The organism is Mycobacterium sp. IDUB_28 (assembly GCF_055419285.1).
The window spans coordinates 758,961-780,050 of the sequence record NZ_JBVAXK010000001.1; the positions used below are offsets into that span (position 1 = coordinate 758,961).

Genomic DNA, 21,090 nt, shown 5'->3' on the forward strand with positions numbered 1-21,090 from the left:
GCCCGGGGAAAACGGGTGGAACGTCCCTGAAACGGCGGAGGTACCGGCGTGAACGCGCGCGATCTGCACCAGCGTTGCGCCAAGGTGGATTTCGGCGCGCAGGTGGGTGAGTTCGCGCTGCGACGCCTCGAGGTCGACCGCGACCTCACCCTGATGCACGGCTGGATGAACGACCCTCCAGTGGCCCGGTACTGGCAGAAGGGGTGGGAGCGCGATCGGGTCCGGTCCTACCTGCTCGACCAGGATCACAGCGCGCACTCCACGCCGTACCTCGGGTTGTTGAACGGTACGCCGATGAGCTACTGGGAGCTCTACCGCGCCGACCTTGATCCACTCGCCGGGCACTACGCCGCCCGCGAGCACGACCTCGGCGTCCATCTACTGCTCGGACCGACCGAGCACCGCGGGCGGGGCCTGGCCGCGGAACTGTTACACACCGTCTCCAACTGGCAACTCGATGCCGACCCGCGGTCCCCGCGAGTGGTCGCCGAGCCCGACGTGGGCAATCTCAGGTCCATCCGGACGTTCGAGCGTGCCGGCTTTCATCGCGCCGGGGAGCTCGACCTGCCCGGTAAGCGGGCCGTCCTGATGGTCCGCGATCGGCCCGACGATCACCCCCAGCAGGTCGTCGACCTGCACCGAATGGATGTCGGCGGCGGGTCACCCCACGCTGGGGCCAGTTGAAATTATGTTAGCCTTCGCTAAGTTATGGCTCGCTGTCCGACTAGGCTCAAGCCGAATGCAGGCCCGGCAAAGCGCTGCGCACCCGCAGTGGGCGAATGAGTAGGCGAAAGGTCAGGTTGCATGCCGCGCACACTGGGGTGGATCAGGCAGTTTTACAAGCCGGGATCGCCCGAGAACCCCACCCTGTTGGTGTTCCCGCATGCCGGCGCCGGCGCATCCGCCTACCGCACCTTCGCTAAAGCCCTCAGCGACAAGTTCAGCGTGATCGTCTTCCAGTACCCCGGACGGCAGGACCGCGCCGCCGAACCAGCGCTGGGTTCACTGCCCGAGATCGCTGCCGGAGCATTCGAGGAGTTCGCACGTTCGGATCACAACCGCGGCGTGCCGGTCATCGCGTTCGGGCACAGCATGGGGGGCTGGGTGGCGTTCGAGTTCGTCCGGATCGCCGAAGCCAACGGCGTCGACGTCGGACAACTCAACGTCTCGGCGGCGGTCGCCCCGTGCAACGCGGCGAACAAGCCGGCCCACCCCGAGACCGACGAGGAGATCCTCGACCATCTCGCTGCGCTGGAGGGCACCAATTCCGACGTCTTCGGGAACCGGGACCTGATGCGACTGGCGTTGCCGGTGATCAAAGCCGATTACCGAGCCTGCGACGCCTATGCCTGCGACGAAGGCACCAAGGTTCGGGCCCCGATCCACGCGATCGGCGGTGACCAGGATCCGATTGTGACGCTGGGCGACCTCTACGGGTGGGGCAAGCACTCCGACACCGTCGAGGTGACGATGTTCGACGGCGGGCACTTCTTCCTCGACACACACATCGACGCCATCGTGGAACTGTTGGCCGGCGACCTGCGGCAGTCCGGGCAGACCTCATGACCTACGGCGGTCCCGACCACATCGTCATCTCCGGACTGGCCGTCGAGGCGCCCGGCGGCATCGACACCCCCGCAGCGCTGTGGCAGGCCCTGACCGAGGCCAAGGAGCTGATCGGTCCCTTTCCGCGCGATCGCGGATGGCCGCTCGAGGATCTGTTCTCGGTCAGCGAGATGGACGGCTGGGGCCCGGTCCACGATGCGGGCGGATTCCTGGACAAGGCAACGGCATTCGACCCGACGCTGTTCGGCATCACCCACCGCGAGGCGCTGGTCATGCACCCCCAGCAACGTGTTGCGATGCGACTTGCATGGAAAGCGTTGGAGAACACCGGCATCAATCCCGCGGCGCTGGAAGGCGAATTCGTGGGCTGCTTCGTCGGCATGTCGCCGATGGAGTACGGTCCGCGCGCATCGGTGGCCGACGCCTTGACCGGACATCGGATCGCCAGCTTGGGCCAATTGGGAGGCGCCGCAAGGATTTCGCACAGCCTCGGACTCACCGGCCCCTCGGTCAGCGTCGACACCGCCTGCGCGTCGTCGCTCACCGCGCTACACCTGGCCGCGTCGGCGGTGGCCTCCGATGAGTGCGACTGGGCACTGGCCGGTGGGGTGTGCGTGATGGGCTCCCCCGGTGCGTTCTACGAATTCTCCAGGCTGAACGCGCTTTCCGACGACGGGCATTGTCGCGCCTACAGCAATGACGCCAGCGGCACCGTGTGGGGCGAAGCCGCGGGCATGGTGATCGTTGAACGCGAGTCGCGCGCACGGCAATTGGGGCACCCGGTGTACGGACGCATCCTGGCGATCCGTACCAACCACAACGGCAAAGGCAAGCCGATCCTGGTCCCGCGGGTACGAGCGCAGGAACAAGTGGTCCGAAAGACGCTGGACGCGGCCGGAATCGACCCGGCCATAGTGGGCATGATCGAAGGGCACGGGACCGCGACCCCGGCCGGTGACCCGGTGGAACTTCTCGCGTTGTTCAAGACCTACGGTGCCGCCGGATCCGAGGCCCTGCTGGGTTCGATCAAGCCCAACATCGGGCATCCCCAGTCGGCATCGGGAATTCTCGGCCTGATCAAGCTGTTGCTGGCGGGCCACCACGGCCAGATTCCGCCAACTCTCTACGCGGCCAATCCGACCAAGATGCTGGACTGGGATCTGGTCGGGATCCGGCTGGCCACCAAAGTGCACGAGTGGGCACCCACCAACGGCGTCCGCTACGGCGCGACATCATCCTTCGGCGCGGGAGGCGCCAACGCGCACGCCATCCTCGAAATGCCCGCGCCGGCAGGAAGTGAATAAGTGACCGTGGCCAATTGCGGGGTTTCCTACCGACTTCCGGACGGCTCGGTGCCGGTACTGCTGGCCTCCGATACCGCAGACCTGCTGCGCGGCGAGGCCACTGCGCTGCATGCGTACGCCTCGATGCATCCGGAGGTGACACCTCAGGCGATCACGCAGATGTTGTTTCGCACCCGGGCCGCGCGCAAGCACCGCGCGTTGGCCGTGGTCGCCACCCGTGACGAGTTGCTGGCGGCATTGCGGGCCATCGGCGACGGCCGCGAGCATCCTGCGGTGCACCGCACCGCGTCGCCGGCGGTTGCCCGTCGGCTCGCGTTCGTATTCCCCGGCCAGGGCAGTCAGCGCCCCGGAATGGGACGGCTCTATTACGAGAGGATCCCGGCCTACCGCGGCGAAGTGGATCGGTGCGCGGCGGTTTTCGCCGAGCTTTCCGGTCGGTCACCGCTGAATTACCTGCTCGACGAAGAATTCACGGTCGACGGCAACGCCAGCACCGTTCAGCCGGCGTTGTTCACCCAGATGGCCGGTCTGGCCGCGGCCTGGCAGTCCGTCGGGATCACGCCGCACGTGGCCGTCGGGCACAGCCAGGGCGAGATCGCTGCGGCCTACGTATCGGGTCTGATCACGTTGGCAGATGCCGTGCGCATCATCGGAATTCGCGCGCAGGCTGCCGAGCAGATCGAGTCCGGTGACTACGCGATGGCGGTCGTCGCCACCGACCGGGAGAGCTGTGCTGATCTGCTGGCCCGCTGCTCGGACTTCGCCGAACTGTCGGTTGTCAACTCGCCCAACATGTCCGGTATCTCGGGTGATCGCGACACGGTGCAGGACATCGTGGATGCGCTGACCGAGCGGGGGGTTTTCGCCCGGGTCATCGGCGTCCAGTATCCCGCGCACACCAGCCTGATCAACGCGCTCGGCGACAAGGTCCGCACCGCATCGCAAGACCAACTGGAGAATCCGAAGTTCCTGGACAGCGAGATCGACTGCGTCGGTTCCACTCTCGGCGCCCCGATCACCCCGGACCTCCCGGTCGATCAGTACTGGTTCTGGAACCTGCGCAATACCGTCCGGTTCGACAAAGCGATGACCGCCGCCGCCGGACTGGGCGCCGATACGTTCGTCGAGCTGGCCGAGCACCCGACCCTGCAGTTGGCCATCCAGGAAAATCTCGCCGGTCAGGACACCGACCTCCGGGTGGTGGGCACTTCCACTCGTTCTGCCGCCGACCTCGCCGAGTTCACCCGTAACCTGGCACAACTGGCGGTACACGACCTGGACTTCCCGTGGGATCGACTGCGTGTCGACGACGACGGGCCGGTAGCGCTGCCGCTGCCCGACTTCCCCAACTCCCTGATGAATGACGTCCCGCTGTGGCTGCCCTACGACGAGGTGTTGCCGCGCCGCACCCGCATGAAGACGGTGCCCGAGCCCGAGCCGGCCCGGGGCCCGGCCGCGAGACTGCTCACCGAAGAGTGGGTTCGACTGAGCCGGCTTTCCCTCACCCGCCCGCGGACCATCGGCATCATCGACCACACCGGTGACTGCGCACAATTGGCCAACGAGTTGCGCACGGCAGCAGCCGAACTCGGCGCGACCGCCGTCCCGATCGGACCTGATTCCGCCGTCGGTGATGTCGACACCCAGGTCATCCTGTTACCGCAATCGCCGGAGCTGGGTCCCGCCGCCGCGACCGATCAGGTCGCAGCCTTCTTCGCCGAGCGCACCTGGTGGCACGGGGTCCCCGCGCCGGTCGCCCACTGCTGGCTGGTGACCGTGGGCGGCGAGGCCGTCATCGACGCAGATGGGCCGCCGGATCTGGTTCACGCCGCGGCCAGTGCCGGATTTCGCAGCGTCGGCGCCAAGTACCCCGGTGTGCATTTCCGCCACCTCGACCTGCCGGTCGACGCGGCGCCGACTGATGCGGCGCGCTCGTTGCTCAAAGCCCTGCACACCGACGGGGAGTCGGAGCTGGCGTTGCGCAACGGCGGCCTGTACGCGAAGCGAATCGTGGCGGCCGGAGAAGGCATTGCGGAGCCGACCGCCGCCGCCCCCGGACACGTGCTGATCGTCGGAGGCACCGGCAAGCTCGGACTCGAATTCGGCGCGTACTTCGCCCAGCAGGGTGTCCAGCGCATCACCCTGGTCAACAGGTCCGGTGAGACCCCGGCGGTCACGGACCGGCTACGTCTGATCCGGTCGGCCAGCGCCACCCGAATCGATGTCGCGGCGTGCGACCTCAGCGACGAAGCCGCGGTCTCCCGGTTGGCCGACCAGCATCAGGACGCCCCGGCCGATCTGATAATCCATGCCGCAGTGGAGTATTCGGGTGTGGAACTCGAGGACATCACCGCCGAACAGGTGACCACGGCACTGGGCGCCAAGGTCGTCGGTATCTCGCGTGTCCTCAGCGTTTTCCCGCGGGCCGAAGACTGCCGGGTGCTGCTGTGCTCTTCGGTGTCGGCGACGGTGGGCGGGCGTGGACTGGCACTGTATGCCGCCGGCAACCGCATGCTCGATGCGTTGGCACAGCAGTTGCGGGCCGGCGGGCTGGACTGTGTTTCGGTGCAGTGGGGGCATTGGCAAGTTCATCTCGACGAGTCCGGCCTGGCGATGCTGGCCGGTATCGGCGTCGTACCGATGCAGCCGGCTGACGCACTGGCCGTCGGGATGCGGAGGCTGACCAGGAATGCCGCCGTCGCGGCATTCGACCTGGACCGGGCGCGGTCGGTGCTGGAGACCTGCGGGCGCGCTTCGCTGTTGTCGCAGTTGACCAATGCGGCCCCGGCAGATCCCACCGTCAGCGCCGTCGCCGCATCGACTGCACCGACCGGCGTCTCGCACCGCTTGCTCAGCCTGTTGGCCGGGGCTATCGGTGTCGACAACGTCGCCAGCATCGACACCAGCACTCCGATGGTGGCGATCGGCCTGGATTCGTTGCAGGCCTTGGAGTTCCGGCGCCGCGTCAAGATGGAGTTCGATCACGACCTCGAGGTCGGGGAGCTGCTCGGCGGGGCATCCATCGCCGACGTGCTGGCGAAGCTGGACGCCTAGAAATCACACCTGGGTCTCAGTCCTGGGCCATCGCTTCGCGAAGAGTCCTGGGACGCATGTCGGTCCAGTTGTCCTCGACATAGGCCAGGCAGTTCGCCCGGGTGTCCGCGCCAAACACCACCTGCCATCCGGCGGGCTTCTCGATCGACGTCGGCCACAAGCTGTGCTGATCTTCGTCGTTGGTCAGCACGTAGAACGTGCCCAGCTCGTCGTCAAACGGATTGATACTCATCGCTTCTCCCACGGTCGGTCGACCGGGCGACCCCGATCTCGGCACCCAGCACCCGGTCGGAGAGCAATCCCAGACAGCTCAGATTCGGGAAACCAGGGCCTTCGTTCACACCAGACAGATTGGGCAGGAAGAACTTCGGAGTGATACCGGAGAGGGCCAGGTCGGGTCCGATGGCCTCTTCGAGGCGTTCCCCGTTGAGCGGCGCACCCACCTCCGCTTCCAGCAGGCGCACGGTGTCGGGGTGCAGTACCGGCAGGAACCAGAGCGGGTCGGCACCGGACCCGTCGATGACGAGCTCGAAACGGTGCAGTGTCTCCTGCGGTTCACCACAGTTGTCGGTGCGCAAGGTGATCCAGATCTTGTTGTCGCTGTCCACAACTCGAGCCACCCGCCCACGCATGTGCTTGATGCGTTCGTCGGCCAGCAGTGACTCCTGGACCCGCGCGGAGAACACCCCGCGATCGGTTCGGGCGATGCAATTGCGTCGTTCGGCATGGCTGAGGTTGCGCCACCCGGCGGGATCGGAAAACAGTGAATTCTCGAAGAAACCCTCGCCGCGGGTGAACAGCGTCGCCTGCGGTGAGATCGCCGTGATCGCCGAAACCCGGTGGTGGAAAAGCTCGTTGAGGATCGAGGCCGCGGTCTCGCCACCTCCGACGACGGCGACGCTGTCCGCCACGATGCGGTCGTGCTGCCCGGCGCGCTCCCAGAACTGCGCGATGGACAACACTCGCGGATCACCGGAGAGCATCGACCGCTCCGGCTGGCCCGGGCCGGTCATCATCAGCGAGTCGGCCGTCACGGTGGAATCGGCCGTGCCGATCGCCCAGCGCGATCCCTCAATGGAGATCTTGCGTACTTCGCCGGCAACGACTTTCAGGCCGGCCACTTCGGCGACCCAACGCAGGTAGCGTGCCCACGTGTCGTGCGCCGGCGCCGGCCTGCCGCGATCGATCCACCCGACGAACTGGTCCGTCGCAACCAGGTAGGACTGCCAGCTGAATCGCATCATCTGCTCGTCGATCTCGGAGTCCCGCCCCGGCACCAGGGCCGACCGGTACGGGAAGCCGACATCTTTTTCCGGACTGGTGCCCAACCGTTGCCGACCGTCTGTCCAGCCGCCGCCGGGCAGCCAGTTCGCCGCCACCCCGGTGCGTTCGATCGCCACGATGTCCGGCGTGTCGATGCCCATTTCGCGCAGCACCGCCGCCTTGGCCGCCACGGCCACCGCTTTGGCGCCCGCGCCGACGATTGCCAGCGTCGAGGTCACCGCGCACCGGCCTCGGGGGCGGCCCGCAGCACCTGGTGAGTTGTCGGCTGGCCGTGCCGGTTCGCTGACGTATCAGCGAATGACGCGCCGCCCACGACCCCACCTCCGAATTAGCTCAGGCTGCCCTAACTTTTGAGTACGCTACCTTATATTCGATGGGCTGACACGCTCACCCCAAGGGAGCTGCCGAGTGCCTACACGTCCTTTCCGTTCGTCCCAGACCAGCGCCCCGGACGGTTTCATCCCGTTTCCCCCGGACCGGGCCGCCGCGTATCGAGCGGCCGGCTACTGGACCGGCCAGACGGTGCCCGGCCTGCTGCGCCAGGTCGCGGCGACGCGGCCCGACCACCTCGCAGTCGTCGACTCGCTCGCTGGCCATACCTACTCAGAACTGGACGAACTTGCCGACCGTGCGGCGGCTGGGTTGGCGTCGCTGGGAATCGCCCCCGGCGATCGGGTGCTTCTCGCACTGCCCAATTCGTGTCGATTCGCGGTCGCCCTGTTCGGCGTACTGCGCGCCGGTGCCATCCCGGTGATGTGTCTGCCGGGGCACCGGGCAGCGGAGCTGACTCATTTCGCCGAAGTCAGCGGCGCCGTCGGACTGATCGTCGCCGCACAGGCCGGGGATTTCGACTACCGTCCGATGGCCGAACAACTGGTCGCCAGGCACCCCCGGTTGCGGCACGTCGTCGTCGACGGTGACCCCGGACCGTTCCTGTCGTGGTCGGCACTGCCGGACGGCGCTGTCCCGGACGTCGCGGTGGACACCGCGGGCCCGGCGTTGTTGCTGGTGTCCGGCGGCACTACCGGGACGCCCAAACTGATCCCCCGCACACACGACGACTACGTCTACAACGCCACCGCGAGCGCCGCGCTGTGCCGCCTGACCGAGGACGACAGGTATCTGGCGATACTGCCGGGGGCGCACAACTTTCCGCTCGCCTGCCCCGGCATCCTCGGCGCTATCAGCGTCGGCGCCACCGTCGTTTTCGGCACCGACCCCAGCCCCGAGGCCGCATTCGCCACCATCGACCGCCATAGCGTCACCGTCACCGCCTTGGTACCGGCCCTGGCCAATCTGTGGGCGCAGGCTTGCGATTGGGAACCAGTGACACCAAAGACGCTGCGGCTGCTGCAAGTTGGTGGCGCCAAGCTCGAATCCGTGGACGCTGCTGCCATTCGCGCGGCACTCACACCGGGCCTGCAGCAGGTATTCGGCATGGCCGAGGGACTGCTGAACTTCACCCGCCTCGACGACGCACCGGAGGTGCTGGAGCACACCCAGGGCCGACCGCTGAGCCCGGCCGACGAGATACGCATCGTCGATGCCGACGGCGCACCGGTCGCACCCGGCGCCGACGGTGAACTGCTGGTGCGGGGGCCCTACACCCTCAACGGCTATTTCCGTGCCGAGCGCGACAACGAGCGCAGCTTCGATCCGCACGGGTTCTACCGCAGCGGCGACCTGGTCCGGTTGCGCGACGACGGCAACCTGGTGGTCACCGGCCGGGTCAAGGATGTCATCTGCCGCGCCGGTGAGACGATCTCCGCCCGGGACCTCGAAGAGCATCTGTTGGGCCACCCGTCGGTCCGGTCGGTCGCCGCTGTGCCGGTACCTGACGCCGGTCTTGGTGAAAAGATCTGTGCTGCTGTGGTTTTCGCCGGCAAACCGGTGACGATCACGGAGTTGAACTCCTACCTGGACCAGCGCGGTGCGGCTACCCACGTCCGCCTCGACCAACTGGTCGCGTTGCCGACGCTGCCTACCACCCCGATCGGCAAGGTCGATAAGAAAGCGATCGTCGCGCAAGTCTGCGGTCAAGCGGAACAGCCGTGACTTTCGCCATGAATTTCCGCCTCATCTGACACCGATCCAATTAGGATCCCCGGTAACGCCTACCGAAAAAGGGGACAGTCGATGACGTTTGTGATGGTGGCACCCGAGATAGTGGCAACGGCGGCAACGGAATTAGCCGGCATCGGCGCCTCCATCGACGCGGCCGGCGCCGCCGCGGCGGCGCCCACCACCAATGTCCTGGCCGCGGCCCGGGACGAGATATCGGAGGCCGTTGCCGCGCTGTTCGGCTCCCACGCGCGACAGTTCCAGGCACTGAACACTCAATTGGCGGCATCGCAGGAGCAGTTTGCCCGCCTGCTGGCCGCGACGACGGTCAGCTACGCGCAGGCAGAAGCCGCCGGTGCGGCGCCGTTGCAAGAACTGCTGAACCTCATCAACGCACCGACCCAGGCACTGCTGGGCCGTCCGCTGATCGGTGACGGGACGGCCGGGCTGCCCGGCCAGGACGGCGGGGCCGGCGGGTTGCTGTACGGCAACGGTGGTCAGGGCGGGACTGCCGTCGCCGGGCATGCGGGGGGCAACGGCGGGGCGGCCGGCTTGATCGGTAACGGTGGCGCCGGCGGGGCGGGGATTCCAGGCCAGGCCGGTGGCGCCGGCGGTGCTGGCGGCTGGCTGTACGGCAACGGCGGCCTCGGAGGCGCCGGCGGGGCAGGGGCGGCCGGAGGCAACGGCGGCGCCGGCGGCTGGTTGTTCGGCAACGGAGGCAGGGGTGGCGACGGTGGCAACGCCACGGCAGCCGGACTCGACGGAGGCGACGGTGGTAGCGGCGGGACCGCGGGGTACCTGTCCGGCAACGGTGGTGCGGGCGGAAAGGGCGGGGCGGGTGCGCAGGGCGCGCCGGGCGTCAACGCCACTGCGCTGAATCCGTCCGACTATGCCGACAGCGGCATCCCCGGCAAGGGCGGGAACCCTGTCGGCAGTCCCGGCACCACCGGCGCCGACGGCGCCACCCCCACGCAGGCCGGCGGCCAGGGTGGTGCCGGCGGTGAGGGCAGCGCGAACACGGGCGCCGCCGGCACCGGGGGCCACGGCGGTCACGGCGGTAACGGCGGCACCGATGCGGTGGCCGGCACGGTGGGCGGTCTGGGTGGCAGCGGTGGCGACGCCGTCGGTGGCGCCTCGTCCGGACCCGGTAACTCCGGCGGTACCGGCACCGGTGGTATCGGCGGCACCGGCGGCACCGGCGGCACGGGCGCAGCTGGTGGTGACGGCGGAACAGGTGGAATCGGATACGGCGGTTTGGGTGCGGGACCGGGCGGCCCCGCTGGCCTCGGCCAAGGCGGCAAGGGCGGCCTGGGCGGAACGGGCGGGATCAGTGGCGGGACCGGGGGAACCGGCGGGATGGGCGGGACAGGCTACGGCGGTGCCAACAGCGGCAACGTGATCGGTGGGTTCGGCGGCAACGGTGGCGACGGTGGCACCGGGGGGATCGGCGCATCCGGTGGCGCGGGCGGCCAGGGCGGCAGCGGTGGCGCCGGCGGTCGAGGCGGACTGCTGTTCGGGACCGGTGGTGACGGCGGCCTGGGCGGGGCCGGCGGGTCCGGCGGTCAGGGCGCTGTAGGAGGAGACGGCGGCAAAGGTGGTCAGGGCGGCACCGGCGTGGGCTCTATCAGTAAGGACAGCGGCAGCGGCAGTGGCAGCGGCGGCAACGGAGGCACCGGCGGTGACGGTGGCACCGGTGGTGACGGCGGCCAGGGCGGTAGTGGGGGGAACGGCGGCAACGCCGGCGCGGGCGGTTTGTTCGGTTCGGCCGGTAGTCCGGGCGGCGGAGGTGGCGGTGCGGACGGTGGCGGCGGGGGTGCCGGCGGTGGCTACGGCGCGGGCGGGGACCCAGGTGTCGGTGTAGGAACCAAGGGCGGCTTCAGTATTCCGGGGCAAGCTGGTGCGCACGGCCTGCACCAGGGCGCGGTCGGTGCCGACGGCGCCGATGGATTCGACGGCTCGTCCGGGCGTCCTGCCTAGACGTCAGGTCGCCACCCACGCAACGTATTCCGAAGTAGTCGGACACCTGGGTGCAGCGTGTTTCCGAATGGATCGGCCAGAACCTGCCATTGACTAATGTCACCATTTGATATTGACTCCGTGACATGAACGACGGCGCTCCGAGGTGCGGGACACTGCGCTCGTGCGGTGCGATCGCGGTCAGCTACGTTCGATTCCCCGGGGACTCACCCCGGCCAAGCACAGTGGCAGAGGCGGTTTGATGTTTGGTCCCCTGGACAAGCTCCTGAACAGGAAATGCACCAGCCGCGATGCGCTGGCGGTCGTCACCGGTGCCGGCAGCGGCATCGGCGCCGCCTTCGCCGTCGAACTCGCTCGCCGGGGCGGCGCAGTGGTGTGCAGCGACATCGACCTGGAAGCCGCCCAACAAACCGTCGACGCGCTCACCGACCTGGGCGCCAAAGCCGTCGCGGTGCGCTGTGATGTCTCGGTATTCGACGAGGTCGTCGCCCTGGCCAAGGAGGCACAAGCGTGGTTCGGGGCACCGCCGACTCTGGTGATCAACAACGCCGGCGTGGGCGCCGGCGGGGCACCCATCGGCGAGATTGCGCTCGATGACTGGACCTGGGTGCTGGGCATCAACCTCTGGGGTCCGATTCACGGTTGCCAGGTGTTCACCCCAATCCTGCGCGAGGCCGGACTCGCCCACGCGGACCGCGGCATCATCAACGTCGCGTCGGCGGCGGCGTTCGGTGCGGCTCCGGGCATGGGCGCCTACAACGTCAGTAAAGCCGGGGTGCTCTCCCTGTCGGAAACGCTGGCGGCCGAATTGTCAGGCAGCGCAGTCAAAGTCACTGTGTTGTGTCCCACCTTCGTCAAGACCAACATCGTCGGCTCCGGTCGCATCAGTGAAGAGTCCAGCCAGCTGGCCACCAAGCTGATGAGCTGGACCGGCTACACCGCGGAGAAAGTCGCGCGCGTCTGTCTGGACGCCCACGATCGCGGCGACCTCTACTGCATGCCACAACTGGAGGCCAAGATCGGTTGGAATATCAAACGGCTGGCGCCGGGCGCATATACGCGCACGGCCGGTCTGATATCGCGGGTGGCCAGCCGCTGATACACGCGGCGGAAGGGAAATCCGGTGGACCCGAACAAGCTAGCTATGCCCACGTGACGCTGACGGTGCGTCGCTCACGTCGTTGCCGGACAACGTAACCGGGGATCTGTTGGCAACGCAACGGCCGGCACGACCTGAACCGGGCACGATCGCCGGGGTGCTCTACAACCTGCGGCGCGCTCCGCACCGCGTGCGCCGGCAATCGCGTGACTTCGTCGAGGCGGCCGTCGCCCAGCTCTTCGACGCCGCGGTCGGGCATCCCTCCGGAATCGGAACGTCCGGGGAGTACCGGATCGACGAGTTGGCGCGGCTGGCCGGTACCACCACCCGCAACATCCGGGTGTACCGCGACCGCGACCTGTTGCCGCCGCCGTTGCGCGTCGGGCGGATAGCACTGTTCAACGACACCCACCTCACCCGGCTCCGACTCATCACCTCGATGCTCGACCGCGGCTACAACATCGCCCATGTGCGCGAGATGCTCAGCGCCTGGGAGGAGGGCAAAAACCTCGGCGACGTGCTCGGACTGGAATCGGCCATCGTGGGCACCTGGACCACCGAGCGGCCACAGACCATGTCACTGGCCGCGGCACGCGAACTCGTCGGTGACGCAGGCGCTTTCGATCGAATGGTCGGGTTGCAGGTGATCCGAGTGGACGGCGATCAGGCCACCATCACCCGGCCCAAGCTGATCGACGCCTTCAACGAAGTGCGCGGCTACGGCGTGAGCGCGGACAAACTCATCGACCTGCACGAGCAGATTCTGCCGAAGATCGACGAAATCAGTGACCTGCTGGTGCAGGCCGGTTTCGAGCACGTCGCCAACCGCATCAAGCCCGGCGAAGCGCTGCCCGCCGACGCCGAAGTCGCCGAGTTGATCACCATGCTGGTCCGATTCCGCACGCAGGCGGTCGCGACTGTCACCGCAACGCTGGCGTCGTCCATCGAGTCGACCATCGAATCTCTGGTCAGCCAGCTGCTCGCGGATTACCTCAAGCAACCCGCCGAATTCGAGCAGCCACACTGATGTCAGGTCAACGGCGTTCGACCAGATAGGGCGCCAACGTCGACAACTTCTCGCAGGTCTCCTCGAACTCCCGCTCGGGGTCGGACGCCTCGATGATGCCTGCACCGGCCCGCAGCCAGGTGCGGCCGTCACGTTCGTAAGCCGCCCGCAGCGCCAGCGCCGCATCGAGCCCGCCGTCGGCCGAGAACATCACCACCGCACCGGAATACAATCCACGAGCCTCGTCCAGGCGCAGGATTGCTTCCACGCCACCCGCTTTTGGGATACCCGAGGCGGTGACCGCCGGGAAGAGCGCTTCCAGCGCATCCATCCGGTCGCTGGCCGGGTCCAGGCGCCCGGTCACTGTCGAGCCGAGGTGCTGCACACTGCCGCGTTCGCGCACCGCCATGAAGTCGATGACGGCCGCCGTCCCCGGCTCGGCGATCTCGGCGACCTCCTGAAGCGAGGTGCGGACCGAAATGGCATGCTCGACAATCTCTTTGGAGTTCGACTCCAAGTCGTACCGTGCCTGCAGGTCGTGTGCGGGTCCGCGACCGAGGGCACGGGTGCCGGCCAGCGGCTCGGTGACCACCACACCGTCGGGCGCAACGGCAGCGACGAGTTCGGGGCTGTAGCCCAACGCGCGAGTACCGGCAAGCCGCAACAGAAACGAGCGCACCGGCGTGTTGTGGCGTCGGCCCAGCCGGTAGGTCTCGGGGAAGTCGAGCGCGAACGGCACTTCCAGGCAGCGGGACAGGATCACCTTGTCGTAGCGCCCCGACGCGATCTCGCCGACCGCGCGACTCACCCGCTCGCGGTAGGCAGAAGGGTCATCGGACAGTTGGACCGCCCGGGTCGGCGGCTCGCGGCGCGGACCCGCGCTGAGCAACCGGTGCACCGCCGCCCGTTCGTCCGGCCCCGCACCATGGAGTCGGATCTCGTCTCGAGCCAGCACGATGCGGGTCCTCGGCCAGAAGACCCGGGCAAGCGGGGTGTGCGGGGCCAGTCGCTGCTGCAGCCCGAAACGGTAGACGCCGAATTCGAAGGCCACCCAGCCGAAGAGTTGGTCGGTCTCCAGCAACAGCCGGTCGACGGCTTCGCCCAGCACCGCGCCGGGACGTCCGGTCCACTGTTGTCGCTGCGTCACACCGTCGCGGATGACCCGCAGTTCGTCGCTGTCCAGCTCCACCATCGCCTGCACACCGCAGGCCAGCACCCACTGCCCGTCCTGCTCGTAGAGCAGGTACTGCTCCCCGGTCGGCTCGATGAGCTCGGCGACGAGCCCGGCCGCCAAGTCGGCGGGATCAATATCCGGGGGTAACGGTATGGCCAGTGATGCAGTGCTGGCAGAATTCGTCTCGACGCTGGCCTCCATCACGCAAGTAAATGTAGCCTAACCTATGCCCTGGGCGCGCGCCGCCCCGACGGTGCTACCTCCCGTTGTGGTTGGCAGGCACACCCATCATCAGAGCACCGATCATCTGTGACGGCACGAAGGTCGCGACACTCGCACTCCCAGTGAGTTGACAGCACATTCGTACGTCACCCACACCGCCGGGAAACACAACGCGTCAGCCAGCGCAGTTGCCCGATGCGATCGTTACCAGCGCGTTTCGCGGGCGGCGTAATCGTCAAATATTGCCCCAGCCAGCGTCTTTCAATCCGTTGGTGAGTGGCAGCCACACCGGAGCCCGGCTAGATTCTCAGCGTCAACTCGGATGTAGTTGGTCGCCGCGAAAGCTCCGCGGTCAGTACTTCCTTGTCTCGCCCGCCCCTCGGAGGTGCTCATGCTGCACGAGTTCTGGGACAACTTCACGCACAACTTGTTCAAGCCACTGTTGTTGTTCTTCTACTTCGGCTTCCTGATCCCGATCCTCAAAGTCCGGTTCGAGTTCCCCTATGTCCTCTACCAGGGCCTCACGCTGTACCTGCTGCTGGCCATCGGCTGGCACGGCGGTGAAGAACTCGCGCAGATCAACACCGCCAGCATCGGGGCCGTGGTGGGTTTCATGGCCTTGGGTTTCGTGCTGAACTTCGCCATCGGCGGGTTGGCCTACCTGATGCTGAGCCGTCTGAAGTCCTTGCGACGAATTGATATGGCCACCGTCGCCGGCTACTACGGATCGGACTCGGCAGGAACATTCGCGACCTGTGTAGCGGTTCTGACCGCCACGAACATCGCCTTCAACGCCTACATGCCCGTGATGCTGGCGGTCATGGAGATCCCCGGATGCCTGGCCGCGCTGTTTTTCGTTGCGCGGCTGCGGCATAACGGACTCGACGCGGCGGGGAACATGCCCGGCGAGCCCGGGTACACGCTCAAAGCGGGGATCGGCCCCGGCACCGCCGCCCGCCCGGCGCCGGGCGACAGCCTGAACCTGGAAAGCGAACTCGCAGCCGAACGGGCAACAGCACTCGAACAAATCGACCACCCGGGCCGGGAGGAAAAGCAGTCCGCACCGGGTCCGTCGGGCAAGCGCATCCTGACCCGCGAGCTTCTCCAAGAGGTATTCCTCAACCCGGGACTCGTGCTGCTGATCGGCGGCATCGTCATCGGTCTGATCAGCGGGCTGCAGGGACAGAAGGTCGTCGCCGACGATGACAGGTTCTTCGTGCTGGCCTTCCAGGGCGTGCTCTGCCTGTTCCTGCTGGAAATGGGTATGACGGCAGCACGCAAACTCAAGGACCTCCGGCAGGCCGGCCCGGGCTTCATCCTGTTCGGCCTGTTGGCCCCCAATGTCTTTGCGACACTGGGGATTATCGTCGCTTGCAGCTACGCGTCCCTGACCCACACCGACTTCAAGGCCGGAACCTACGTGTTGTTCGCGGTGCTGTGCGGCGCGGCGTCCTACATCGCAGTGCCGGCCGTGCAGCGCCTGGCGATCCCCGAAGCCAGTCCGACGCTGCCGTTGGCCACGTCACTGGGGTTGACGTTCTCCTACAACGTGACGATCGGGATTCCGCTGTACATCGAGATCGCCCGCGCCTTCCAGCACCTGTTCGGCGTCTAGGGGCGGTCAGTCCAGCAGGGTCCGCACCACCGCGTCGGCAAGCAACCGCCCCCGGTCGGTCAGGACCAGATTCGCGCCGTCCCGCACCAACAACCCGTCCGACACCGCGACGTCGGCGCGCAGGCGTTCGGCCGGTCCGAGCCGGTCCAGCGGCAGCCCCTGACGCAACCGGATCTGCAACATCACCTCTTCGGTGTGCAGGGCGGCCGCGTCCAGCTCCTCGAAGTCGGCCACCGGCAACGCCCCGCCGGCGAGCATTTCATCATAAGCGTTGGGATGCTTGACATTCCACCACCGCGTTGCACCCAGGTAACCGTGTGCGCCCGGTCCCGCGCCCCACCACTGGCCACCGCTCCAATAACCGAGATTGTGCCGGCACTCACCACCGGGCCGGGACCAGTTCGACACCTCGTACCAGGCCAACCCGGCAGCGTTCAGCCGTGCGTCGACCAGCTCATAGCGGTGCGCCAGCACGTCGTTGTCGGGCGCGGCCAGCTCCCCACTGCGGACCCGGCGGGCCATCGCGGTGCCCTCCTCGACCACCAGCGCGTACGCGGACACGTGATCCACGCCGGTGTCGATCGCCGTGTCCACCGAGCGGAGCAGATCGTCGTCGGTCTCACCCGGGGTGCCGTAGATGAGGTCCAGGCTGACGTGTTCGAAGCCCAGCGCCAGTGCCTCGCGCGCCGCAGCGGCCGAGCGGTTGGGTGTGTGCACCCGGTCGAGCACCCCCAATACCTGCGGAACCACCGACTGCATGCCCAGCGACACCCGGTTGTAGCCGGCCGCCCGGATCTCTTCGAAGAATTCCGGCCAGGTCGACTCCGGATTGGCCTCGGTGGTGATCTCGGCGTCCGGCGCCAGCGTGAAATGCTCGCGCACCATGCTCAACAGGCTGGTCAGACGTGCACCGCCCAGCAGCGAGGGCGTCCCGCCGCCGACGAACACCGTGTCGACCGTCACCTCCGGCAGCCGGGCCGCCGCCATCTCGAGCTCGGTACGTAGCGCCGCGAGCCAGGCATCCGGGTTGACCCCGCCCAGTTCGGCCGGCGTGTAGGTGTTGAAGTCGCAGTAGCCGCACCGGGTGATGCAGAACGGAACGTGCAGGTAGAGCCCGAACGGACGCCCCGCAACGGGCTGGGTGGCCGGCAGTTCTGCCGGCGCGGCGCGAGAAGCCATGCCAAATCTTGACACGGCGGCGCAGCTCGGGCGTTATTCCCAGCTCAATCCAGGTTTTCCTGATCTGAACACCCAGGTTGCGACGTGGTTTTAATCACCGTGAAATCAAATTTGTCCTGGTGGCACGGCGGGTCCCAATTCATGGCAGAATGGCACCCGTGTCCGCCGCCAACTCGAGCCTGCGTGTAGCGCTGGTAGCGCGGCGGCATATCGACCTCAAGCGCGTTTGCAGCTGTTGCTGTCAGCCTTGACGTCGTAGACCCAGCCCACCCGTACCACCTGCCTGGCTGCCGGATCTGCGCCGCCGGAATCTTCGGTGAGCTGCGCGTGTTCCAGTCGGCATGTCCGCGAAGGAGATCCCCGCATGACCACAGCACGTCCCGCCAAGGCCCCCCGCAACGAGGGTCAGTGGGCGCTGGGTAATCGCGAGCCGCTCAATCCCAACGAAGAGATGAAGCAGGCCGGCGCGCCGCTGGACGTGCGGGAGCGCATCGAGACCATCTACGCCAAAGAGGGCTTCGACAGCATCGACATCAGCGATCTGCGGGGCCGTTTTCGCTGGTGGGGGCTCTACACCCAGCGCGAACAGGGCTACGACGGCTCCTACACCGGCGACGACAACACGGACATGCTCGAGGCCCGGTACTTCATGATGCGGGTGCGCTGCGACGGGGGCGCCCTGTCGACGGCCGCGCTGCGCACGCTGGGCCAGATTTCGACCGAGTTCGCCCGCGACACCGCCGACATTTCCGACCGCGAGAACATCCAGTACCACTGGATCGAGGTGGAGAACGTCCCGGAGATCTGGCGGCGCCTGGACGAGGTCGGACTGAAGACCACTGAGGCGTGCGGCGACTGCCCCCGGGTGATTCTGGGCTCACCGCTGGCCGGCGAGTCACTGGACGAGGTGCTCGACCCGACATGGGCGATCGAAGAGATCGCGCGCCGCTACATCGGCCAGCCCGAGTACGCCGACCTGCCGCGCAAGTACAAGACCGCCATCTCCGGGCTGCAGGATGTGGTGCACGAGGTCAATGACATCTCGTTCATCGGTGTCAACCACCCCGAGCACGGGCCAGGCCTGGACCTGTGGGTGGGCGGCGGCCTGTCCACCAATCCGATGCTGGGTCAGCGGGTGGGCGCCTGGGTGCCGCTGCAGGAGGTGCCCGAAGTATGGGAAGCGGTGACATCGATCTTCCGCGACTACGGCTACCGGCGGATGCGGGCCAAGGCGCGGTTGAAGTTCCTGATCAAGGACTGGGGCATCGACAAGTTCCGGGAGGTTCTCGAGACCGAGTACCTCAAGCGCCCACTGATCGACGGCCCGGCCCCCGAACCGGTGCCGCACCCGATCGACCACGTCGGCGTGCAACGAACCAAGAACGGGCTCAACGCCATTGGCGCCTCTCCGATCGCCGGGCGGGTCTCGGGCACCATCCTGACGGCGGTCGCCGATCTGGCCGAGCGTGCCGGGTCCAACCGCGTCCGGTTCACCCCCTACCAGAAGCTGGTCATCCTCGACATCCCCGACGACAAGGTCGACGAGACGATCGCCGGTCTCGAGAAGCTCGATCTGCAGACCCGGCCGTCCCATTGGCGCCGTAACCTCATGGCGTGCACCGGTATTGAGTACTGCAAGTTGTCGTTCGCCGAGACCCGGGTGCGGGCGCAGACGCTGGCCCCGGAACTGGAAGCACGACTGGACGACGTCAACTCCCGGCTCGACGTGCCGATCACCATCAACATCAACGGCTGCCCCAACTCGTGTGCCCGAATTCAGGTCGCCGACATCGGTTTCAAGGGTCAGATGGTCGACGACGGCGACGGCAACCCGGTCGAGGGTTTCCAAGTGCATCTGGGCGGCAGTCTGGGACTGGACAGCGGGTTCGGGCGAAAGTTGCGGCAGCACAAGGTGACCAGCGCGGAGCTGGGTGACTACATCGACCGGGTGACGCGCAACTTCCTCAAGCATCGCAACGACGGTGAACGGTTCGCCCAGTGGGCCATTCGGGCCGAGGAGGACGACCTGCGATGACCGAGGCCACCAAGCGGACCGAGGATGAACTGCGCAGGGTGGCGGCGCGCGGAGCGGCCGAGCTCGAGGGCGCCAACGCCACCGAACTGCTGCAGTGGACCGAGGAAAACTTCGGCGGAGTCAACGGACCACGCGGAGGGGCCACCTGCCAGTACGTGGTGGCCTCCAACATGCAGGACGCCGTGCTGGTCGATCTGGCCGCCAAGGTCCGGCCCGGCGTGCCGGTGCTTTTCCTGGACACCGGATATCACTTCGTGGAGACCATCGGCACCCGCGACGCGATCGAATCCGTCTACGACATCCGCGTCCTGAATGTCTCCGCCGAGCACTCGGTGCCCGAGCAGGACAAGCTGTATGGCAAAGATCTGTTCGCCCGCGACCCTGGTGAATGCTGCCGGATGCGCAAGGTGGTCCCGCTGGGTAAGTCGCTGCGCGGCTACTCCGCCTGGGTGACCGGCATCCGTCGAGTCGAGGCGCCGACCCGCGCCAACGCCCCGCTGATCAGCTTTGACGAAGCATTCAAGCTGGTGAAGATCAATCCGCTGGCGGCCTGGTCGGACCAGGACATGCAGGACTACATCGACGAGCACGACGTGTTGGTCAATCCCCTTGTCTACGAAGGCTATCCGTCGATCGGTTGCGCTCCCTGCACGGCCAAACCGGTGGCGGGCGCCGACCCGCGCAGCGGACGCTGGCAGGGGCTGGCCAAGACCGAATGCGGGCTGCACGCGTCGTGACCACCCTTGTACTGACCGCGCACGGCAGCGCCGACCCGCGATCGGCGGCCAACGCGCGCGCCGTCGCGGGACGGCTGACCCGGCTGCGGCCCTCGCTCGACGTCCGAGTCGCGTTCTGCGAGCACAACACTCCCGGCTTGATCGACGTGCTCAACTCCTGCCCCCAGGACGCGATCGTCACTCCCCTGCTGCTGGCCGATGCCTACCACGCGCGGGTGGACATTCCAGCCCAGATCGCGTCCAGCGCTGTCGGTGACCGGGTACGCCAAGCCGGTGTGCTCGGCGAAGACGACAGGCTGGTGTCGGTGCTGCGCCAGCGGATCGCGGAGCTTGGGGTATCTCGACTCGACCCTGCCGTCGGCGTGCTCGTGGTGGCCATCGGCTCGTCGAACGCGGCGGCGAATGCTCGCACCGCCCAGGTGGCACCCAAGCTGATGGAAGGAACCCGTTGGGCCGCAGCGCAAACCGCGTTTGCCACTCGCCCGGAACTGCCGATGGCCGAATCGCTGGCAGGATTGCGGCGCCGCGGTGCACAGCGGGTCGTCATCGCGCCGTGGTTCCTGGCGCCGGGGCGCATCCCGGATCGGGTCGAGCGCTTCGCACACGATGCCGGTGTCCAGATGGCGGCGCCGTTGGGGGCGCACCGGTTGGTCGCTGCCACCGTGCTGGATCGCTTCGATCAAGCCGCGGCGCAGCGCGTCGCAGCCTGATCGGGTAGTCCCTGGCGGAGCTTGAGCCTGCACTGGTGGCGCCGAGCCTGCACTCAGGCCGTCCTGA

General features: G+C 67.3%; 17 protein-coding genes. 13 read left to right on the top strand and 4 right to left on the bottom strand.

The genetic code is table 11. The annotated features are described in order from the left end of the window. The first annotated feature begins 48 nt into the window (after positions 1-48). The 4 genes from ACZYZ9_RS03510 to nbtC all read left to right on the top strand — a co-directional run bounded on the left by ACZYZ9_RS03510 (position 49) and on the right by nbtC (position 5,924). Positions 49-684, top strand: coding sequence for a GNAT family N-acetyltransferase (locus ACZYZ9_RS03510; protein WP_463824793.1), 636 nt, complete (start codon positions 49-51; stop codon positions 682-684). A 120-nt stretch (positions 685-804) separates the two neighbouring features. Then, positions 805-1,566, top strand: coding sequence for a thioesterase II family protein (locus tag ACZYZ9_RS03515; protein ID WP_463824794.1), 762 nt, complete (start codon positions 805-807; stop codon positions 1,564-1,566). Next, positions 1,563-2,870, top strand: a complete 1,308-nt coding sequence (locus tag ACZYZ9_RS03520; protein ID WP_463824795.1) for a beta-ketoacyl [acyl carrier protein] synthase domain-containing protein — start codon at positions 1,563-1,565, stop codon at positions 2,868-2,870. Before ACZYZ9_RS03515 ends, ACZYZ9_RS03520 begins: the two co-directional genes overlap by 4 nt. Then, complete coding sequence (gene nbtC, locus ACZYZ9_RS03525; RefSeq protein ID WP_463824796.1) at positions 2,871-5,924, top strand: nocobactin polyketide synthase NbtC; 3,054 nt, start codon at positions 2,871-2,873, stop codon at positions 5,922-5,924. Positions 5,925-5,940: 16 nt separating this feature from the next. On the opposite strand, the gene ACZYZ9_RS03530 is transcribed toward nbtC, so the two are convergent. After that, the gene (locus ACZYZ9_RS03530; protein WP_463824797.1) at positions 5,941-6,156 is read right to left on the bottom strand and encodes an MbtH family protein; all 216 of its coding nucleotides are present in this window, start codon (positions 6,154-6,156) and stop codon (positions 5,941-5,943) included. Then, positions 6,137-7,426 carry an NADPH-dependent L-lysine N(6)-monooxygenase MbtG gene (gene mbtG / locus ACZYZ9_RS03535; protein ID WP_463824798.1) on the bottom strand — a complete coding sequence of 430 codons (1,290 nt, stop codon included), beginning with the start codon at positions 7,424-7,426 and terminating at the stop codon, positions 6,137-6,139. Before mbtG ends, ACZYZ9_RS03530 begins: the two co-directional genes overlap by 20 nt. A gap of 190 nt (positions 7,427-7,616) precedes the next feature. Between mbtG and ACZYZ9_RS03540 the strand changes: the two genes are divergently transcribed. The 4 genes from ACZYZ9_RS03540 to ACZYZ9_RS03555 all read left to right on the top strand — a co-directional run bounded on the left by ACZYZ9_RS03540 (position 7,617) and on the right by ACZYZ9_RS03555 (position 13,372). Continuing rightward, positions 7,617-9,263 (top strand): (2,3-dihydroxybenzoyl)adenylate synthase, encoded by a 1,647-nt coding sequence (locus ACZYZ9_RS03540; protein ID WP_463824799.1) that lies wholly within the window; start codon positions 7,617-7,619, stop codon positions 9,261-9,263. Between the two features lie 81 nt (positions 9,264-9,344). Then, positions 9,345-11,246 (top strand): PE family protein, encoded by a 1,902-nt coding sequence (locus ACZYZ9_RS03545; protein ID WP_463824800.1) that lies wholly within the window; start codon positions 9,345-9,347, stop codon positions 11,244-11,246. A gap of 241 nt (positions 11,247-11,487) precedes the next feature. Continuing rightward, complete coding sequence (locus ACZYZ9_RS03550) at positions 11,488-12,345, top strand: SDR family NAD(P)-dependent oxidoreductase (RefSeq protein WP_463824801.1); 858 nt, start codon at positions 11,488-11,490, stop codon at positions 12,343-12,345. Between the two features lie 109 nt (positions 12,346-12,454). Then, complete coding sequence (locus ACZYZ9_RS03555; RefSeq protein ID WP_463824941.1) at positions 12,455-13,372, top strand: MerR family transcriptional regulator; 918 nt, start codon at positions 12,455-12,457, stop codon at positions 13,370-13,372. 7 nt (positions 13,373-13,379) lie between these two features. On the opposite strand, the gene ACZYZ9_RS03560 is transcribed toward ACZYZ9_RS03555, so the two are convergent. Further along, positions 13,380-14,729, bottom strand: coding sequence for a salicylate synthase (locus tag ACZYZ9_RS03560; protein WP_463824802.1), 1,350 nt, complete (start codon positions 14,727-14,729; stop codon positions 13,380-13,382). A 409-nt stretch (positions 14,730-15,138) separates the two neighbouring features. Here ACZYZ9_RS03560 and ACZYZ9_RS03565 point away from each other — a divergent pair, with 409 nt between their 5' ends. Beyond that, positions 15,139-16,362 carry a sodium-dependent bicarbonate transport family permease gene (locus ACZYZ9_RS03565; RefSeq protein ID WP_463824803.1) on the top strand — a complete coding sequence of 408 codons (1,224 nt, stop codon included), beginning with the start codon at positions 15,139-15,141 and terminating at the stop codon, positions 16,360-16,362. A gap of 6 nt (positions 16,363-16,368) precedes the next feature. Here the strand turns inward: ACZYZ9_RS03565 and hemW are convergent, their stop codons facing one another. After that, positions 16,369-17,541, bottom strand: coding sequence for a radical SAM family heme chaperone HemW (gene hemW, locus ACZYZ9_RS03570; protein ID WP_463824804.1), 1,173 nt, complete (start codon positions 17,539-17,541; stop codon positions 16,369-16,371). 149 nt (positions 17,542-17,690) lie between these two features. Here hemW and ACZYZ9_RS03575 point away from each other — a divergent pair, with 149 nt between their 5' ends. The 4 genes from ACZYZ9_RS03575 to ACZYZ9_RS03590 all read left to right on the top strand — a co-directional run bounded on the left by ACZYZ9_RS03575 (position 17,691) and on the right by ACZYZ9_RS03590 (position 21,023). Continuing rightward, positions 17,691-17,792, top strand: coding sequence for an Ms4527A family Cys-rich leader peptide (locus ACZYZ9_RS03575; protein ID WP_463824805.1), 102 nt, complete (start codon positions 17,691-17,693; stop codon positions 17,790-17,792). A gap of 113 nt (positions 17,793-17,905) precedes the next feature. Beyond that, positions 17,906-19,576, top strand: a complete 1,671-nt coding sequence (locus tag ACZYZ9_RS03580) for a nitrite/sulfite reductase (RefSeq protein WP_463824806.1) — start codon at positions 17,906-17,908, stop codon at positions 19,574-19,576. Next, positions 19,573-20,313, top strand: a complete 741-nt coding sequence (locus tag ACZYZ9_RS03585) for a phosphoadenylyl-sulfate reductase (protein ID WP_463824807.1) — start codon at positions 19,573-19,575, stop codon at positions 20,311-20,313. The genes ACZYZ9_RS03580 and ACZYZ9_RS03585 overlap by 4 nt, the downstream gene beginning before the upstream one ends. Then, positions 20,292-21,023 carry a sirohydrochlorin chelatase gene (locus ACZYZ9_RS03590; RefSeq protein ID WP_463824808.1) on the top strand — a complete coding sequence of 244 codons (732 nt, stop codon included), beginning with the start codon at positions 20,292-20,294 and terminating at the stop codon, positions 21,021-21,023. Before ACZYZ9_RS03585 ends, ACZYZ9_RS03590 begins: the two co-directional genes overlap by 22 nt. The last annotated feature ends 67 nt before the right edge of the window (positions 21,024-21,090 follow it).

Excerpts from the sequence above, each read along its gene's own strand:
- ACZYZ9_RS03520 (WP_463824795.1), top strand. The coding sequence starts at position 1,563 with ATGACCTACGGCGGTCCCGACCACATCGTCATCTCCGGACTGGCCGTC.
- hemW (WP_463824804.1), bottom strand. The coding sequence starts at position 17,541 with ATGGCTTCTCGCGCCGCGCCGGCAGAACTGCCGGCCACCCAGCCCGTT.
- ACZYZ9_RS03575 (WP_463824805.1), top strand. The coding sequence starts at position 17,691 with ATGGCACCCGTGTCCGCCGCCAACTCGAGCCTGCGTGTAGCGCTGGTA.
- ACZYZ9_RS03590 (WP_463824808.1), top strand. The coding sequence starts at position 20,292 with ATGCGGGCTGCACGCGTCGTGACCACCCTTGTACTGACCGCGCACGGC.
- ACZYZ9_RS03545 (WP_463824800.1), top strand. The coding sequence starts at position 9,345 with ATGACGTTTGTGATGGTGGCACCCGAGATAGTGGCAACGGCGGCAACG.
- ACZYZ9_RS03565 (WP_463824803.1), top strand. The coding sequence starts at position 15,139 with ATGCTGCACGAGTTCTGGGACAACTTCACGCACAACTTGTTCAAGCCA.
- ACZYZ9_RS03515 (WP_463824794.1), top strand. The coding sequence starts at position 805 with ATGCCGCGCACACTGGGGTGGATCAGGCAGTTTTACAAGCCGGGATCG.
- ACZYZ9_RS03550 (WP_463824801.1), top strand. The coding sequence starts at position 11,488 with ATGTTTGGTCCCCTGGACAAGCTCCTGAACAGGAAATGCACCAGCCGC.
- ACZYZ9_RS03585 (WP_463824807.1), top strand. The coding sequence starts at position 19,573 with ATGACCGAGGCCACCAAGCGGACCGAGGATGAACTGCGCAGGGTGGCG.
- ACZYZ9_RS03530 (WP_463824797.1), bottom strand. The coding sequence starts at position 6,156 with ATGAGTATCAATCCGTTTGACGACGAGCTGGGCACGTTCTACGTGCTG.
- ACZYZ9_RS03580 (WP_463824806.1), top strand. The coding sequence starts at position 17,906 with ATGACCACAGCACGTCCCGCCAAGGCCCCCCGCAACGAGGGTCAGTGG.